This window comes from Streptomyces sp. NBC_00988, assembly GCF_045162645.1.
In the GTDB taxonomy this organism is placed as follows: Bacteria; Actinomycetota; Actinomycetes; order Streptomycetales; family Streptomycetaceae; genus Streptomyces.
On the sequence record NZ_CP108730.1, the window covers coordinates 2,846,049 to 2,860,851 of the forward strand.

Here is a 14,803-nt window from a genome sequence, read left to right on the forward strand (position 1 = left end):
TGCAGCAAGCGCTTTCCTCCGCTGCAACGTATGCGCCGCCCCCGCAGCTGGTCAACACCGCGAACCCGGAGTCGTCGGACCACTCGTGAAACCTCTGTGTACGGAGTCGCGCAACGGCCCTGAAACCTTTGCGCCCGGAGTCCCACAACCGCCGTGAAACCCCTGTGTCGGGCCTGTCACACCGGGACGCTACGCTGCCCCTCACACACACTCGTTCACCGCGCGCGGCGTTTTGGTGTGTCCTTTGCCCCTCCACGATCAGCACTTGGACGCCGTAACTCCATGTCTTGGTTTGAATCCCTCATCCTCGGACTCGTCCAGGGGCTGACCGAGTTCCTCCCCGTCTCCTCCAGCGCGCATCTGCGGCTGACGGCGGCCTTCTCGGGCTGGGAGGACCCGGGCGCGGCCTTCACGGCGATCACACAGCTCGGCACGGAGGCGGCGGTGCTGATCTATTTCCGCCAGGATGTCGGGCGGATTCTCGCCGCGTGGTTCCGGTCGCTCACCAACAAGGAGATGCGCCGCGACCACGACGCCCAGATGGGCTGGCTGGTGATCGTCGGCTCCATCCCGATCGGCGTGCTCGGCGTGACCCTCAAGGACCAGATCGAGGGCCCGTTCCGCGATCTGCGCGTCACCGCCACGATGCTGATCGTGATGGGCATCGTCATCGGCATCGCCGACCGCCTCGCGGCCCGCGACGAGAACGGCGGCCGGCACCGGGCCCCCAAGCAGCGCAAGACCCTGCTGGACCTCAACACCAAGGACGGCCTGCTCTACGGCCTCTGCCAGGCGATGGCCCTCGTCCCCGGCGTCTCCCGCTCGGGCGCGACCATCAGCGGCGGCCTCTTCATGGGCTACACCCGCGAGGCAGCGGCCCGTTACTCCTTCCTCCTCGCCATGCCGGCCGTACTCGCCTCGGGCGCCTTCGAGTTGAAGGACGCGGCGGAGGAAGGGCACGTCGCGTGGGGGCCGACAATGTTGGCGACGGTGATCGCGTTCATCGTCGGATACGCGGTCATCGCCTGGTTCATGAAGTTCATCTCCCACAAGAGCTTCATGCCGTTCGTCTACTACCGCGTCGCCCTCGGGATCGTCATCATCGCGCTGGTGACGGCGGGCGCACTGAGCCCGCACGCGGCGGAGTCGGCGGGCTGAACTGCCGCATACGCAGGGCCTGCCACGCTCCGCTCCCCCCGCCCGTGACCAACCCCATACGGTCTGAGTAGCCGTCCGGTAGCGCAGTGTCAGTCCTTGCCCCTAGGCTGTTCGCATGTCCCCCGATTTCGTGGCCCCTGGTTCCGTGCGGTCTGCTTCCGAGGTGAACGAGCAGATCCGGGCACTTTGGCTGCGTGCGGGTGGCTCGCTCTCGACCCAGGAGCGGGAGGAATACGAGCTGTTGGTGGTCGAGTGGGCCGCGGCGATACGGGACGAGGTCATCGCGGCCGCCTGACCGGAACATCACAGCCGAATCGCACCGGATCCCGGCCGAGCCGCACCGGTTTGGGCTCATCGCCCGCCCGACACCCGCACCACCGTTCCCGTCGCGTAGGACGCCTCCGGTGACATCAACCAGGCGATCGCCGCGGCGACTTCCTCGGGCTGACCGGCGCGGCGCAGCGGGATCGACGCCGCCAAGCGCTCGGGGCGGTCCGGGTCGCCGGACCTCCCGTGGATCTCCGTGTCGATGACACCGGGCGCGACCGCGTTGACGCGGATGCCGTCGGGGCCTAGTTCCTTGGCCAGGCCCAGGGTGAGGGTGTCAACGGCGGCCTTCGTCGCGGCGTAGTGGACGTAGTCACCGGGGCTGCCGAGGGTCGCGGCGGCGGACGAGACGTTCACGATCACGCCGTTGCCCCGGGATGCCATCACCTGCGCGGCGCGGCGCGAACACAGCAGTGTGCCGAGCAAGTTGACCTCGACGACCCGGCGCAGGTCGGCGGGGTCGGTGTCGGTGAGGCGGCCGAACGGGCCGGTCACCCCGGCGTTGTTCACCAGGCCTGTGACCGGGCCGAGTTGCTTCTCGGCCACCGTGAAGAGCCGCTCCACGTCCGCCTCGACGGACGTGTCCCCGCGCACGCACACCGAACGGGCCCCTGCCCGCCGTACCCCTTCCGCGACTTCCTCGGCCGCCTGCGCGTCCCGGAGGTAGCCCACGACCACGTCGTGCCCGTCCTCCGCGAGCCGTCGGCAGGTCGCGGCGCCGATCCCCCGGCTGCCCCCGGTGACGACCGTGACAAGACGTTTCATGAGTACTCCTCGCGACGGAAACCGATGAAGATCGGGACGAAGACCAGGATGAAGATCGGGACGAAGATCGGGACGAAGATCGGCGAAGGGCGGCGAAGAACCGTCGAACACCACCGAATGTTCCCCACCTTGTATCCGCGTCCCTCTTGGCGCGACACGCTCCGTAGCCAACACTGAGCCGATGACGCAGCGTGTGGAACTGGCGATTGTGATGGACCGGCTGGCCGTGGACGAAGTGATCACCGAATACGCGGTGGCGGTGGACGACGGCGACTGGGAGGCGTACCGGAAACTGTTCGCCCCGGACGGGCGTGCCGACTACCGGTCCGCCGGAGGGATCGAGGGGAACGCGGAACAGGTCGCCGGATGGCTCGCGGAGAGCCTGCAACTGTTTTCGATGCGGCAGCATCTGATCGTGAACCGGCGGATCCGCTTCGGCGCCCTGGACCAGCACACCGACGACACCGCACGCGTCCAGGCCGACTACGTCAATCCGATGCGCTTCGCCAAGGACGAGAACGGCGACAGTGACAGCAACGGTGCCAGTGACTCCTCCACCGCGCCCGACTTCGTGTGCGGCGGGCGGTACGCGTTCGGGCTGCTGCGCACGGACGACGGCTGGCGGCTGACCGAGGTCGTCGTGGAGGAGAAGTGGCGGCGCCTTCCCGAGCGGCGCCCGGAAGCCGTGGTCCACTGATACGACCGGTTCGGCGTCGGCTGTCCCGGATCGGCCGCGGCACGCACACCGGAGTCACCAGCGGGTAGGGGGTTCGCATGAAGAACTTCGGCGACTGGCTCGTCTCCCCCTGGCGGCGTTCCCTGCTCGCCGTGCTCGCGGGCGCCCTGCCCGTGTTCGCGTTTCCGGCACCGTCCCTGTGGTGGTTCGCCTACGTCGCGCTCGTCCCCTGGATCCTGCTGACGCGCTCCGCGCCGACCGGGCGGCGGGCGGTCTACGACGGCTGGTTCGGGGGGCTCGGGTTCATGCTGGCCGTGCACAGCTGGCTGGTGCCGAGCCTGAGTGTGTTCATCGTGGTCATCGCGGGGCTGCTGGGCGTGCTGTGGGCGCCGTGGGGCTGGCTGGTGCGCCGCTTCCTCGGGGGCGTGCCGTCGCCCCGGCGGGGCGGTGCCGCGCTGCTCGTCCTGCCCTCGGGCTGGCTGATGGTCGAACTCGTGCGGTCCTGGCAGGGGTTGGGCGGCCCCTGGGGTCTGCTCGGCTCCACCCAGTGGCAGGTGGAACCGGCGTTGCGGCTCGCGTCCGTCGGCGGGGTGTGGCTGCTGAGCTTCCTGGTCGTGGCCGTCAACGTCGCGGTGGCCGTCCTCGTCGCCGTGCGCGAGTCCCGGGTGCCCGCCGTCGCCGGACTCCTGGCCACCGCCGCCGCGACCTCCGCCGCCTGGGTGTGGTCGCCGCGCCCCGATGTCGACGGCCGCGTCCGGATCGCCGTCGTACAGCCCGGGATCATCGACGGCGACGAGAGCGGCGCCAGGCGCTTCGACCGCGAGGAGCAGCTGACCCGCCAACTGGTCGGTCAGAACGTCGACTTGATCGCCTGGGGCGAGAGCAGCGTCAGCTTCGATCTGACCAAACGGCCCGATCTCGCGCGCCGTATCGCCGCCCTCTCCAAGGAGACCGGCGCCGACATCCTGGTCAACGTGGACGCCCAGCGCTCCGACAAGCCCGGCATCTACAAGAGCTCAATCCTGGTCGGCCCGGGCGGTCTCACCGGTGACCGCTACGACAAGATGCGGCTCGTCCCCTTCGGCGAGTACATCCCGTTCCGCTCGCTGCTCGGGTGGGCCACCTCCGTCGGCAAGGCGGCGGGCGTGGACCGCAGGCACGGCACCGAGCAGGTCGTGATGAACGTGGGGCACGGGCTCCGCATCGGCCCGCTGATCTGCTTCGAGACCGCGTTCCCCGACATGAGCCGCCACCTCGCCCAGGACGGCGCGGACGTCCTGCTCGCCCAGTCCTCGACCTCGTCGTTCCAGAACAGCTGGGCCCCCGAACAGCACGCCACCCTCGCCGCCCTGCGCGCCGCCGAGACCGGCCGCCCGGTGGTCCACGCCACCCTGACCGGCGTCTCCGCCGTCTACGGCCCCGGCGGACAGCGCATCGGCTCCTGGCTGGGCACGAACAAGAGCACCACCCAGGTCTACGACGTCCCGCTCGCGCACGGCATCACCCCGTACGTCCGCTACGGCGCCTGGCCGGTCGGCGGGGCGCTGCTGGTGCTCGCGGCGATGTGCGTCGGGGAGGGCGCGCTGGCGTTCAGGCTGCGGCGGACCGGTCCGCGACCGCTCGTACCACCCGCTCGCACAGTTCATGAGTCGCCAGCGCGTCCCGGGCGCTGAGCACCTTGCCGGCACGTACGGCGTCGAGGAACGTGAGCACGGCCTGCTCGATGCCGCGCTGCCGGGCCACCGGCACCCAGTCCCCACGACGCCGTACGGTCGGCTGGCCCTTGTGGTCGACGACCTCGGCGAGGTTGAGGACCTGACGCTTGGTGTCCTGCCCGGAGACCTCCAGGACCTCCTCCACCGAACCGCTGAGCCGGTTCATCACCCCGAGCGCGGTGAAGCCGTCGCCGGAGAGCTGGAGCACGATGTGGTGCAGCAGTCCTTCCTGGACGCGGGCGCGCACGGTCACGTCCTCGACCGGCCCCGGCACCAGGAACCGCAGGGTGTCCACGACGTGGATGAAGTCGTCCAGGATCATCGCGCGCGGCTCCTCCGGGAGCCCGATCCGGTTCTTCTGCATGAGGATCAGCTCGCGCGGGTGGTCGACGCACTGCGCGTACCCGGGGGCGTGGCGGCGGTTGAAGCCGACCGCGAGCGACACGTTCCGCTCCTCCGCGAGCCGCACCAGCCGCTCGGAGTCGGCGAGTTCGTAGGCGAGCGGCTTGTCGACGTACGTCGGTACGCCCGCCTCCAGCAGCCTGGTGGCGATCTCGGGGTGCACGATCGTGGGCGCGTGCACGAACGCGGCGTCGAGGCCCTGCGCGAGGAGCGCGTCGAGGTCCGTGTGCCGCCGGTCCGCCGGGAGGTGCAGGCCGTCCGCGACCCGGGCGAGCGTGGCGGGCGTGCGGGTCTGCAGATGCAGCTCGACCCCGGGCAGCCCGCCGAGAACCGGCAGGTAGGCCTTCTGTGCGATGTCCCCGAGCCCGATGCAGCCGATTTTCACGGAGTCTCCCAACGCTCGCCCAGCGGTACCTCCTGTACCTGTTCGGAAGCATACGGCGGGGGAATAACCGCTGGTGCGGGCGGTCGGAGCACGCGAGGATGCGGGCATGACCATCGAGCGCAGTGAACCCGCGACCACCGCCGACGAACGCACCATGCTGGAGGGCTGGCTCACGTACCACCGGGCGACCCTCGCCTGGAAGTGCGAGGGCCTGACCGACGAACAGTTGAGGACCGCTTCGGTGGAGCCGTCCAACATGACGCTCATGGGCCTGGTGCGGCACATGGCGGAGGTGGAGCGCAGCTGGTACCGCCGGGTCATGTCGGACGAGCAGTTGACCCCGATCTACTACAGCGACGAGGACCCGGACGGCGACTTCCACGTCACAGGGACGGACACCTGGGCGGAGGCGTACGCGACCTGGCAGGCCGAGATCGAGGCGGCGAACGAGCACGCGGCCCGGTTCGCCCTGGACGACGTCTCCGTGGGCAAGCATCGGCGCACCGGCGAGCGCTTCAACCTGCGCTGGATCCACACCCACATGATCGAGGAGTACGCCCGGCACAACGGCCACGCCGACCTGCTCCGCGAGCGGATCGACGGGAACACCGGCGACTGACACCGGCGACTGACACCGGCGACTGACGTCACGTCACCCGGAGCGGGCGCGCGCCGTCCGTAAGGGGGCGGAGATCACCCGTGTGGGGCATCATCCGCCCGTCCGCTGTCCCCATCGGGTCCGGAACCAGCAGAGTTGCGCGGGTGCATCGAACGACGACCACCGCAACGCTCCTGGTCACCGTGGCTGTCTCGGCCCTCTCCGGCTGTGTGACGGTCCAGCGGCCGGCGGCCCCCGCTCCCCCGGCCGTACCGACCCACGCGTCGGTGCCGCGCCCGGACGGCAGCGCGGAGCCGCAGGTCGTACAGGCCCCGGCGCGGGAGGCGCTGGAACTCATCGACCCGTCCCACCGCCCGAAACCGGCCACGCATCCGCCGCACCACGCACCGGTCCAGCCCCCGAAGGCGGCCCAGGCACCGGTCCCCCGCTCGCACCAGTACCCCCACCCGCATCCCCACCCACACCCGAAGCCGCACCACCCCCGGCAGCCGGGCGCGAACATCCCCGACGTGGTGAAGTCGGTCCCGAAGAACACACAGGACGTCTGCGCCCTGGGCAAGAAGTACGGAGGCTGGCAGTCGGACAGCCCGCAGTCGATCATCTGCGGTCAGACGTACGGCCGTTGAGACGAGCGGGACTCCGGTGCCACTGCCACCACCCGGACCCCAGGACCCCTGTCCCGACCGGACCCTACGGCCGCTGTCTCGGCGGCCCCCAGCTCTCTCCCCCGCCCGCGCCCCCGTCCCCCAGCCGCAGCTCCAGCCGTCCGATCGCGGCCCGCACGCCGTTGCCGTAACCGTCGTCGGCGAGGACGGAACAGGCGCTGCGGGCGCGGCGGATGTGGGTGCGGGCGGCGTCCGGGCGGTCGAGCTTCACGTAGTCGGCGGCGAGGTTGAGGTGCAGGGAGGGGTAGAAGGCGCGGATCGCGATCGCCCCCTCCTGACCGACGTTCCCGATGTCCCCGGAGTCTTTGCTCTCCCCGGGGTCTCCCGAGTCCCGCCCGTCCCCCAGCTCGTCCGCCGCCGACAACGCCCTTAGATCCCAAGCCAGTTCGTCGGTCGGGTCGTCCTGGGTGTCGGCGAGGTAGTGGGCCAGTGTGCAGCGGTGGAGCGGGTCGCCGTCCTCGCCCAGCTCCGCCCACAGGCCCAGCAGCCGGTCCCGGGCCTCCTCGCGGTCGCCGCCGTGGTGCAGCATGACGATCTGTCCGATCCGCGTCAGCAGAGCGTCCGGCGCCGCCTGCTCCTGTCGCTCCGCCACCGCGTCCTCCGCACTCGCCAGCCACCCTGGCTGTCCCTGTCGACGCTAACCGCAGGCACTGACAATCCCCGTCAGGCGGCCCCGGACCGGCCCGGGTGAGGTCAGCCCAGGTTCGGGATGCGCCAGTCGATCGCGGTGTGGCCCTGCTGTGCGACGGCCTCGTCGATCTGGGTGAACGGGTGGGAGCCGAAGAACTTCTTGGCCGAGAGCGGGGAGGGGTGCGCGCCCTTGACCACCACGTGGCGCTCCTCGTCGATCAGGGGGAGCTTCTTCTGCGCGTAGTTGCCCCAGAGGACGAAGACCGCCGGGTCGGGGCGGTCGGCGACCGCGCGGATCACCGCGTCCGTGAACTTCTCCCAGCCCTTGCCCTTGTGCGAGTTGGCCTCGCCGGAGCGGACCGTAAGCACCGCGTTGAGGAGCAGGACGCCCTGCTGGGCCCACGGCATCAGATAGCCGTTGTCCGGGATCGGGAGGTCGAGCTCCTCCTTCATCTCCTTGTAGATGTTCCGGAGGGAGGGCGGGGTCCGCACTCCGGGGCGGACCGAGAAGCACAGGCCGTGGCCCTGGCCCTCGCCGTGGTACGGGTCCTGACCGAGGACCAGGACCTTCACCTGGTCGTACGGCGTCGCCTCCAGGGCGGCGAAGACCTCCTCGCGCGGCGGGTAGACCGGACCCTTCGCCCGCTCCTCCTCGACGAACTCGGTCAGCTCCTTGAAGTAGGGCTGCTGAAGCTCGTCGCCCAGGACCCCGCGCCAGGACTCGGGGAGCATGGAGATGTCGGTCACGTCAACTTCCTTACCGTGTGCGGCGACTGCGATGCGGAGCGACCGCGCGGTGCGGTCGCTGCCATGCCCAGAACCTACAGGCGGCCACTGACAACGGGTGCCAGGAGCCGGGTCACCAGCTGGTCTTGCGGTACAGCTCCCACATCATCATGATCGTCGACGGGTCGAGGGCCTGCTCCCCGCCGGAGACGTCCTCGCTCGCGGCCACGTACTGCCGGCCCTGCCACAGCGGCAGCAGCCGCGCGTCGTCCACCAGGACCTGCTGGGCGTCCTCGAACTCCTTGACCACGTCGGCCCGGTCGCTCTCCCGGCGGGACTCGGGCAGCAGTACGTCGGTGATCCTGGTCGACGGATAGGGCGTACCAAGCGCGTTCTGCTTCCCCACGAACGGCGCGATGAAGTTGTCGGCGTCGGGGAAGTCCGGGGACCAGCCGCGCCCGAACACCGGGTACTCGCCCTTCTGGTAGCCCGTCACGTACGTCTTCCAGGGGCGGCTCCTCAGGATGATCGAGAACAGCCCGGAGTCGTCCAACTGCCGCTTCAGTTCCCGGAATTCGAGGGCGGTCTCGGAGCCGTAGCGGTCGGTCGTGTACCAGAGGGTGAGCGGGACGCGCTGGTCGATGCCCGCGTCGGTGAGGAGCTTGCGGGCCTTGGGGACGCTGGGGTCGCCGAAGTCGTCGAAGAAGGCGGTGGTGTGGCCGGTGAGGCCCTTCGGGACCATCGAGTAGAGCGGGTCCACGGTGTCGCGGTAGATCTTGTGGGTGATCGCCCCGCGGTCGACGAGCTGGGCGACGGCCTTGCGGACGGCGAGGTTCCCGGCCCACTTGTCCTTGGGGTTGAACACCAGGTAGTTGATGTCGGTGCCGGAGCCGTCGACCAGTTGCAGGCTCTTGGAGGCGCGGCCCTGGAGGGCGATGATGTCGTCGGCGGCGAGACCCCTGTAGGTGACGTCGATCTTCCCGTCCCGCAGCGCCTTGACCATGGTGCCGGAGTCCTGGAAGTAGCGGATCGTCACCGCGCTGTTCTCGCGCTGGGCGAAGCCCTTGTAGCGGTCGTTGCGGACGAGTTGGGCCTGTTTCCCGTCGTCGTACGACTTCAGGGTGTACGGCCCGGAGCCGAAGACCTTGCCGTCCTTGCGCAGCGAGTGCGCCGGGTAGTCGTCGGGGTCGACGATCGACATGGCCGGGGTGGCGAGCACGAACGGGAAGGTGGCGTCGGGCTTGTTGAGGTGGAAGACCACCTCGCGGTCGCCCAGGACCTGCACTCGGTCGAGGCTGCCGAGCAGGCCGGCGGGTCCGCCCGAGACGTCGATCTGCCGGATCCGGTCGATGGAGTGCTTGACGGCCTTGGCGTCGAGGGTGTCGCCGTCGGCGAACTTCATGCCCGCGCGGAGTTCGCAGCGGTACGTCGTGTTCGAACCGTCCGTGAAATCACAGCTCTTGGCCGCGTCCGGCTCGGGCGTGGTCGCGCCGGACGGGTAGGCGAGCAGCGTCTGGTAGATGTTGCGGAACAGCTCCCAGGAGCCGTCCCAGGAGGCGGCCGGATCGAGCGTGCTGGGGGCGCTGGTGGTCCCGACGACGATGGCTCCCCGGTCGTCGGAATTCCCGTCCGAGAACACACCGCATCCGGCCACCAGGGATATCGACGCGATCGCCGCGCCCGTCCGCAGGCCTCGGTTCCGGTTGAACACACGCACGCTCCTCGATCCGCCGTACCAAGGGTCGGCAGACCGTACCGCAGTTCCCCGGCCGGAAAAGCTGGTTCGGACGAGGCTGTTGAGCAGCGTTTTTATGACGACGTTGTCATTCGGCTGTGCGCGTTTTATGTCCTGACACGGGCGCCGATTCCGTCAAGGGAACAGCAAAGAGACCGGCGCCCGGGCGGATCGGTCAGCCGACTCCGGCGTTCAGGAGGATGCCGCCGTCGACGACGAGGGTCTGGCCGGTGATCCAGTCGGACTGGTCCGAGGTGAGGAACGCGGCGGTGCCGCCGATGTCGGACGGCACGCCGAGCCGGGCCAGCGGGTAGGAGGCGGCGGCCTCCGCCTCGCGGCCCTCGTACAGGGCGGCGGCGAACTTGGTCTTCACGACCGCCGGTGCGATCGAGTTGACCCGTACGCCGGGCGCGAACTCGTGCGCCAGCTGGAGCGTCAGGTTGATCATCGCGGCCTTGCTGACGCCGTACGCGCCGATGAACGGCGAGGCGGAGACGCCGGCGAGGGAGGCGATGTTGACGATGGCGCCGCCGTTGTCCTTCTGCCAGGCGTGCCAGGTCTTCTGGGCGAAGCCGAGCGCCGAGATGACGTTGGTCTCGAAGACCTTGCGGGCGACGTTCAGGTCGAGGTCGGCGATCGGACCGAACACCGGGTTCGTACCGGCGTTGTTGACCAGGAAGTCGACGCGGCCGAAGGCCTCCATCGTGCGCTCGACGACGACGGTCTGGTGGGCCTCGTCGTGGGCCTTGCCGGCGACGCCGATGACGCGCTCGGCGCCGAGGGCCTCGACGGCCTCCTTGAGGGCGTCCTCGCTGCGGCCGGTGATGCAGACCCGGTCGCCGCGGGCGAGCAGCGCCTCGGCGACGCCGTAGCCGATGCCGCGGCTGGCGCCGGTGATGACGGCGACCTTGCCGGAGAGTTCGGGGAGTTCAGTCATTTTCCGTGTTCCCTAGTTGAGCGGTCCGCCGGCGACGTACAGGACCTGGCCGGAGACGAACCCGGCCGCCTCGTTCGTGAAGAAGGCGACGGCGTTGGCGATGTCGTCGGGCTCGCCGACGCGCTGCACCGGGATCTGGGTGGCGGCCGCGGCCTTGAAGTCGTCGAAGCCCATGCCGACGCGGGCGGCGGTGGCGGCGGTCATGTCGGTGGCGATGAAGCCGGGGGCGACGGCGTTGGCCGTGATGCCGAACTTGCCGAGCTCGATGGCGAGGGTCTTGGTGAAGCCCTGCAGACCGGCCTTGGCGGCGGAGTAGTTGGCCTGGCCGCGGTTGCCGAGGGCGGAGGACGAGGAGAGGTTGACGATCCGGCCGAAGCCCGCGTCGACCATGTGCTTCTGGACGGCCTTGGTCATCAGGAACGAGCCGCGCAGGTGGACGCCGAGGACGGTGTCCCAGTCGGCGACGCTCATCTTGAAGAGCAGGTTGTCGCGGAGCACGCCCGCGTTGTTGACGAGGATCGTCGGCGCGCCCAGCTCCGCGACGATCCGCGTGATCGCGGCCTCGACCTGCGCCTCGTCGGAGACGTCGGCGCCGACCGCGAGGGCCTTGCCGCCGGCCGCGGTGATCTTCTCCACGGTGTCCTTGCAGGCGGCCTCGTCGAGGTCGATCACGGCGACCGCACGGCCCTCGGCCGCGAGGCGTACGGCGGTGGCGGCGCCGATGCCCCGCGCCCCGCCGGTGACAATCGCGACCCGCTGCTCAGTGGTGGACATTGCTGGTTCTCCTCGCCCTTGAGAATCTCTCGCCCTGTGCGGCCCGCCGGTGAGCGACCGCTTAGTACCTTCGGCAGACGTGACGCTAGAAGCCCTGGCACTCGGTGTCAACGTGCGCGCGGCCCGGTGTGATCCATTACCTCACCAGCAGGTCCAGCAGGCGCTCCGCCTCGGCCGCCGGATCGACGGTGAGACCGGTGTGCACGGGCCCCGGCTGCACCACGGTGGACCGGGGCGCGATCAGCCACCGGAACCGCCGCCCGGCATCGTCCTCCCCGGCCTGCCCCGCGGCCGCACCCCCCGCACACACCTTTTCCACGGCCCCCAGGGCAGCCCGGATTCCGGCCACGTCGGCGGCCGGGTCGAGAGCGAGCAGCCTCGCTTCGTCCAGATGGGTGCGGGCGCCGACGTAGGACTGGGCGCGGCAGTAGACGAGGACCCCGGCGTTGACGCACTCGCCGCGCTCGATGCGCGGTACGACCCGGAGGAGGGCGTACTCGAAGACGTCCCGGGTGTTCGCCTCGCTCGGGCGGATGATGTGGCGCTCGGTCACTGGAGTCCCTTGATGCGCTCGTGGAGGAAGGGCACGCGCGCGAGGAGGGGCGCCGCGTACGCCTCACGGAGGAGGTCGGGAGTGTCGAAGCCGGGTTCGCCGGTCAGCCAGGCGTCGGGGATCTCGGCGGTGACCTCGGCGAGGAGTTCCTCGGTGACCTTCGGCGCCAGGTCCACGGCCGCGGCCGCGACGTCCGGTGCGAAGCGGGCGAGAGCGTGGTCGGCGGCGTCGTAGGGGCGGGCCGCGGAGGTCTGGGCGCCGGGCCAGTTGTGGTGCCAGATCATGGTGGCGCCGTGGTCGATGAGCCACAGGTCGCCGTGCCACATCAGCAGGTTGGGGTTGCGCCAGGAGCGGTCGACGTTGTTGACCAGGGCGTCGAACCAGACGATCCGGCCGGCCTCCTCGGGGCTCACCGTGAAGGCCAGCGGGTCGAAGCCGAGCGCGCCGGACAGGAGGTCCATGCCGAGGTTGGCGCCGCCGCTGGACTTCAGCAACTCCTGGACCTGCTGGTCGGGTTCACCGAGGCCGAGCACCGGGTCGAGGTCGAGGGTCACCAGCCGGGGCACCCGGAAGCCGAGCCGTCGGGCCAGCTCCCCCACCACGACCTCGGCGACGAGCGTCTTGCGGCCCTGCCCGGCGCCGCTGAATTTCATGACGTAGGTCCCGAGGTCGTCGCCCTCGACGAGCCCCGGCAGCGAGCCGCCCTCGCGCAGGGGCGTGATGTAGCGGGTCGCGATGACTTCCTTGAGCATCGCCCCAGGTTACTGGTGCCTGTTGGTGGTGCCTGGTCAGGGCTTATGCGCGGTCGACAGCGGAACGACAGGGACGTTTTACGTGTTCCTGATCTCGGTAAGGCCAAGCTCTCGACACCGTCTGAACGACGGTCGCCCGCACCTCGTACCCCTTTGCACATCCACGAATGCTTTCCATGGAAGGAACGTCAGCATGACCAGCGAATCGTTCGAACCCGTCACGGCGCCGTCCCGTCGCACCGCGTTGGCGGCGGTCGGCGCGGCGGGACTCGCCGTCGCGCTGACCGCGTGCTCGTCCAGCGACGACTCGTCGTCGGGCACGTCGAGCTCCTCGGACACCTCGGGCTCCACCAGCACGGCCGGCGCGTCCACCGCCCAGGGTGACGCGGGTGGCACCGAGCTGGCGAAGACCTCCGACATCCCCGAGGGCGGCGGCAAGATCTTCGCCAGCCAGGGCGTGGTGGTCACCCAGCCGACGGCGGGCACCTACAAGGCGTTCTCGTCGAAGTGCACCCACCAGGGCTGTGCGGTGAGCAGCATCAGCAGCGGGGCCATCGTCTGCCCGTGCCACGGCAGCGAGTTCTCCGTCACCGACGGCAGCGTCAAGAAGGGCCCGGCCACCCAGGGCCTGCCCGCCGAGCAGATCACCGTCTCCGGGGACTCGATCACGCTGGCGTGACGGTCAGCCGCGACGTGCCCTGCGCGGTCGTTTGAGACAGCCCAGCACCTCGTCCGTGGTCGCGACCGTAGCGACCAATGCGAGGGTGTTGCGGATCATCGCGGGGGTGTAGTCGGCGGGCACCCCCGCGATGGCGTCCCTGGGAACGACGACGGTGTAGCCCCGGTTGACGGCGTCGAACACCGCGTTGGGAATCGCCACGTTGGCCGAGACGCCGGTGACGATCAGGGTGCGGCAGCCCAAGTTCCGTAACAGCGCGTCGACTTCAGTGCCCTGGATCGGCGACAGACCGTGCAGCCGTCGTACGACGAAGTCCTCCTCGGCGACCTCGATCGGGGGCGCCACGCGCACCGCCGTGGTGCCCGACAGCTGCTGCACCGGCAGGCGTTCGGCGGCGCGGAACAATCGGGCGTTGCGGTTCGCGCCGCGCCCGTCCGGTCGGCGCTCGGCAACGGCATGGATCACTTGCACCCCGCTCTCGTGCGCGGCGGCGACCAGTCGGGCGACATTCGCGAGCGCGCCCGACTGGCGTGCGGCGAGGGCGAGTTCGGGCAGGGCGCTGTCCGGTCCGACCACCCCCTGTTGACATTCGACGGTCAGCAGGACAGTGCTCACCGTGTCGAGGATCTCACTGAGTTGTTCGTGCGACGGCATGGCTCTCCCTTGTCGTCGACGGCCGGGGCGGGCGACAGTAACGAGCATCGCGTGCGGAGGGAAGACGGCCGACGCTCCTCCGGCCCGACTTCTGACGCGGCGTCAGAAGCGGCTGCCCGCCGCTCGTGCCGTAGCCGAAGGGGATCGCATGACCGCCACTCAGCGTCGAGGCCGGAAGATCATGATGACACCCGAGGAACTGGACGAGTTCCTCGCCACCGAGCACACCTGCCGCGTCGCGACCGTCTCCTCGGACGGGGCCCCACATGTCAGCCCGCTCTGGTTCGCCTGGGACGGCACCTCGCTGTGGCTGTACTCGATCACGCGCAGCAAGCGCTGGTCGGACCTGCGCCGCGACCCGCGCGTCGCGGTGGTGATCGACGGCGGGGACGCCTACGACGAGCTGCGGGGCGTCGAACTGTCCGGCACCGTCGAGTTCGTCGGCGAGGCCCCGCGCACGGGTGAGCCGCATCCCGAACTCGTCCCCGTGGAGAAGCTGTTCGCCCAGAAGAACTTCGGGCTCGACTCGATGCCGTACGACGGCAGGCATGCGTGGATACGGCTGACGCCGGACACGCTCGCGTCCTGGGACTTCCGTAAGTTGGGTGCGCTGTAAGGCGGTTGCCGAGGCCCTTTCGGGATGCCCAGCTC

At 69.9% G+C, this 14,803-nt stretch carries 18 protein-coding genes; 8 read left to right on the forward strand and 10 right to left on the reverse strand.

What is annotated here, in order from left to right; genetic code table 11:
- The first annotated feature begins 282 nt into the window (after positions 1-282).
- Both OG496_RS12875 and OG496_RS12880 read left to right on the forward strand, forming a co-directional pair.
- Entirely contained in the window at positions 283-1,158 is an 876-nt protein-coding gene (locus OG496_RS12875; protein WP_405970967.1) for an undecaprenyl-diphosphate phosphatase, read from the forward strand.
- A gap of 115 nt (positions 1,159-1,273) precedes the next feature.
- Positions 1,274-1,453 carry a hypothetical protein gene (locus OG496_RS12880; protein WP_318015009.1) on the forward strand — a complete coding sequence of 60 codons (180 nt, stop codon included), beginning with the start codon at positions 1,274-1,276 and terminating at the stop codon, positions 1,451-1,453.
- Positions 1,454-1,509: 56 nt separating this feature from the next.
- On the opposite strand, the gene OG496_RS12885 is transcribed toward OG496_RS12880, so the two are convergent.
- Positions 1,510-2,250 (reverse strand): SDR family NAD(P)-dependent oxidoreductase, encoded by a 741-nt coding sequence (locus OG496_RS12885; RefSeq protein WP_405970968.1) that lies wholly within the window; start codon positions 2,248-2,250, stop codon positions 1,510-1,512.
- Positions 2,251-2,431: 181 nt separating this feature from the next.
- Here OG496_RS12885 and OG496_RS12890 point away from each other — a divergent pair, with 181 nt between their 5' ends.
- On the forward strand, positions 2,432-2,947 hold the full coding sequence (locus tag OG496_RS12890) for a nuclear transport factor 2 family protein (protein WP_405970969.1): 516 nt from the start codon (positions 2,432-2,434) through the stop codon (positions 2,945-2,947).
- Between the two features lie 77 nt (positions 2,948-3,024).
- Complete coding sequence (lnt, locus tag OG496_RS12895; RefSeq protein WP_405970970.1) at positions 3,025-4,599, forward strand: apolipoprotein N-acyltransferase; 1,575 nt, start codon at positions 3,025-3,027, stop codon at positions 4,597-4,599.
- On the opposite strand, the gene OG496_RS12900 is transcribed toward lnt, so the two are convergent.
- Positions 4,517-5,428: a Gfo/Idh/MocA family protein gene (locus tag OG496_RS12900; RefSeq protein WP_405970971.1), complete on the reverse strand. Its 912-nt coding sequence runs from the start codon at positions 5,426-5,428 to the stop codon at positions 4,517-4,519. The genes lnt and OG496_RS12900 overlap by 83 nt on opposite strands.
- Before the next feature lie 106 nt (positions 5,429-5,534).
- Between OG496_RS12900 and OG496_RS12905 the strand changes: the two genes are divergently transcribed.
- Together OG496_RS12905 and OG496_RS12910 are read left to right on the forward strand one after the other, a co-directional pair.
- A complete protein-coding gene (locus OG496_RS12905; protein ID WP_366497298.1) occupies positions 5,535-6,047 on the forward strand; it encodes a DinB family protein in 513 nt (170 codons plus the stop codon).
- Between the two features lie 143 nt (positions 6,048-6,190).
- On the forward strand, positions 6,191-6,673 hold the full coding sequence (locus OG496_RS12910) for a hypothetical protein (RefSeq protein ID WP_405970972.1): 483 nt from the start codon (positions 6,191-6,193) through the stop codon (positions 6,671-6,673).
- 64 nt (positions 6,674-6,737) lie between these two features.
- Here the strand turns inward: OG496_RS12910 and OG496_RS12915 are convergent, their stop codons facing one another.
- From OG496_RS12915 to OG496_RS12945, 7 genes are all read right to left on the reverse strand, one after another.
- Positions 6,738-7,304 (reverse strand): hypothetical protein, encoded by a 567-nt coding sequence (locus OG496_RS12915; RefSeq protein WP_405970973.1) that lies wholly within the window; start codon positions 7,302-7,304, stop codon positions 6,738-6,740.
- 101 nt (positions 7,305-7,405) lie between these two features.
- Positions 7,406-8,089 (reverse strand): uracil-DNA glycosylase, encoded by a 684-nt coding sequence (ung, locus tag OG496_RS12920; protein ID WP_405970974.1) that lies wholly within the window; start codon positions 8,087-8,089, stop codon positions 7,406-7,408.
- A 112-nt stretch (positions 8,090-8,201) separates the two neighbouring features.
- Positions 8,202-9,779 (reverse strand): ABC transporter substrate-binding protein, encoded by a 1,578-nt coding sequence (locus tag OG496_RS12925; protein ID WP_405970975.1) that lies wholly within the window; start codon positions 9,777-9,779, stop codon positions 8,202-8,204.
- A 199-nt stretch (positions 9,780-9,978) separates the two neighbouring features.
- Positions 9,979-10,740, reverse strand: coding sequence for an SDR family oxidoreductase (locus OG496_RS12930; protein WP_019059412.1), 762 nt, complete (start codon positions 10,738-10,740; stop codon positions 9,979-9,981).
- A 12-nt stretch (positions 10,741-10,752) separates the two neighbouring features.
- The gene (fabG, locus tag OG496_RS12935; RefSeq protein WP_019059411.1) at positions 10,753-11,514 is read right to left on the reverse strand and encodes a 3-oxoacyl-ACP reductase FabG; all 762 of its coding nucleotides are present in this window, start codon (positions 11,512-11,514) and stop codon (positions 10,753-10,755) included.
- 136 nt (positions 11,515-11,650) lie between these two features.
- A complete protein-coding gene (locus tag OG496_RS12940) occupies positions 11,651-12,067 on the reverse strand; it encodes a DUF3037 domain-containing protein (RefSeq protein WP_405970976.1) in 417 nt (138 codons plus the stop codon).
- On the reverse strand, positions 12,064-12,819 hold the full coding sequence (locus OG496_RS12945) for a HipA family kinase (RefSeq protein ID WP_405970977.1): 756 nt from the start codon (positions 12,817-12,819) through the stop codon (positions 12,064-12,066). Before OG496_RS12945 ends, OG496_RS12940 begins: the two co-directional genes overlap by 4 nt.
- Positions 12,820-13,012: 193 nt before the next feature.
- Between OG496_RS12945 and OG496_RS12950 the strand changes: the two genes are divergently transcribed.
- The gene (locus OG496_RS12950; RefSeq protein WP_366497305.1) at positions 13,013-13,498 is read left to right on the forward strand and encodes a Rieske (2Fe-2S) protein; all 486 of its coding nucleotides are present in this window, start codon (positions 13,013-13,015) and stop codon (positions 13,496-13,498) included.
- 3 nt (positions 13,499-13,501) lie between these two features.
- Here OG496_RS12950 and OG496_RS12955 read toward each other — a convergent pair whose 3' ends face one another.
- Positions 13,502-14,152: a cysteine hydrolase gene (locus OG496_RS12955; protein ID WP_366497306.1), complete on the reverse strand. Its 651-nt coding sequence runs from the start codon at positions 14,150-14,152 to the stop codon at positions 13,502-13,504.
- A gap of 148 nt (positions 14,153-14,300) precedes the next feature.
- Between OG496_RS12955 and OG496_RS12960 the strand changes: the two genes are divergently transcribed.
- On the forward strand, positions 14,301-14,768 hold the full coding sequence (locus OG496_RS12960) for a pyridoxamine 5'-phosphate oxidase family protein (RefSeq protein WP_405970978.1): 468 nt from the start codon (positions 14,301-14,303) through the stop codon (positions 14,766-14,768).
- Positions 14,769-14,803 lie beyond the last annotated feature (35 nt).

Excerpts from the sequence above, each read along its gene's own strand:
- OG496_RS12875 (WP_405970967.1), top strand. The coding sequence starts at position 283 with ATGTCTTGGTTTGAATCCCTCATCCTCGGACTCGTCCAGGGGCTGACC.
- OG496_RS12880 (WP_318015009.1), top strand. The coding sequence starts at position 1,274 with ATGTCCCCCGATTTCGTGGCCCCTGGTTCCGTGCGGTCTGCTTCCGAG.
- OG496_RS12885 (WP_405970968.1), bottom strand. The coding sequence starts at position 2,250 with ATGAAACGTCTTGTCACGGTCGTCACCGGGGGCAGCCGGGGGATCGGC.
- OG496_RS12890 (WP_405970969.1), top strand. The coding sequence starts at position 2,432 with ATGACGCAGCGTGTGGAACTGGCGATTGTGATGGACCGGCTGGCCGTG.
- lnt (WP_405970970.1), top strand. The coding sequence starts at position 3,025 with ATGAAGAACTTCGGCGACTGGCTCGTCTCCCCCTGGCGGCGTTCCCTG.
- OG496_RS12905 (WP_366497298.1), top strand. The coding sequence starts at position 5,535 with ATGACCATCGAGCGCAGTGAACCCGCGACCACCGCCGACGAACGCACC.
- OG496_RS12930 (WP_019059412.1), bottom strand. The coding sequence starts at position 10,740 with ATGACTGAACTCCCCGAACTCTCCGGCAAGGTCGCCGTCATCACCGGC.
- fabG (WP_019059411.1), bottom strand. The coding sequence starts at position 11,514 with ATGTCCACCACTGAGCAGCGGGTCGCGATTGTCACCGGCGGGGCGCGG.
- OG496_RS12945 (WP_405970977.1), bottom strand. The coding sequence starts at position 12,819 with ATGCTCAAGGAAGTCATCGCGACCCGCTACATCACGCCCCTGCGCGAG.
- OG496_RS12950 (WP_366497305.1), top strand. The coding sequence starts at position 13,013 with ATGACCAGCGAATCGTTCGAACCCGTCACGGCGCCGTCCCGTCGCACC.
- OG496_RS12955 (WP_366497306.1), bottom strand. The coding sequence starts at position 14,152 with ATGCCGTCGCACGAACAACTCAGTGAGATCCTCGACACGGTGAGCACT.
- OG496_RS12960 (WP_405970978.1), top strand. The coding sequence starts at position 14,301 with ATGACCGCCACTCAGCGTCGAGGCCGGAAGATCATGATGACACCCGAG.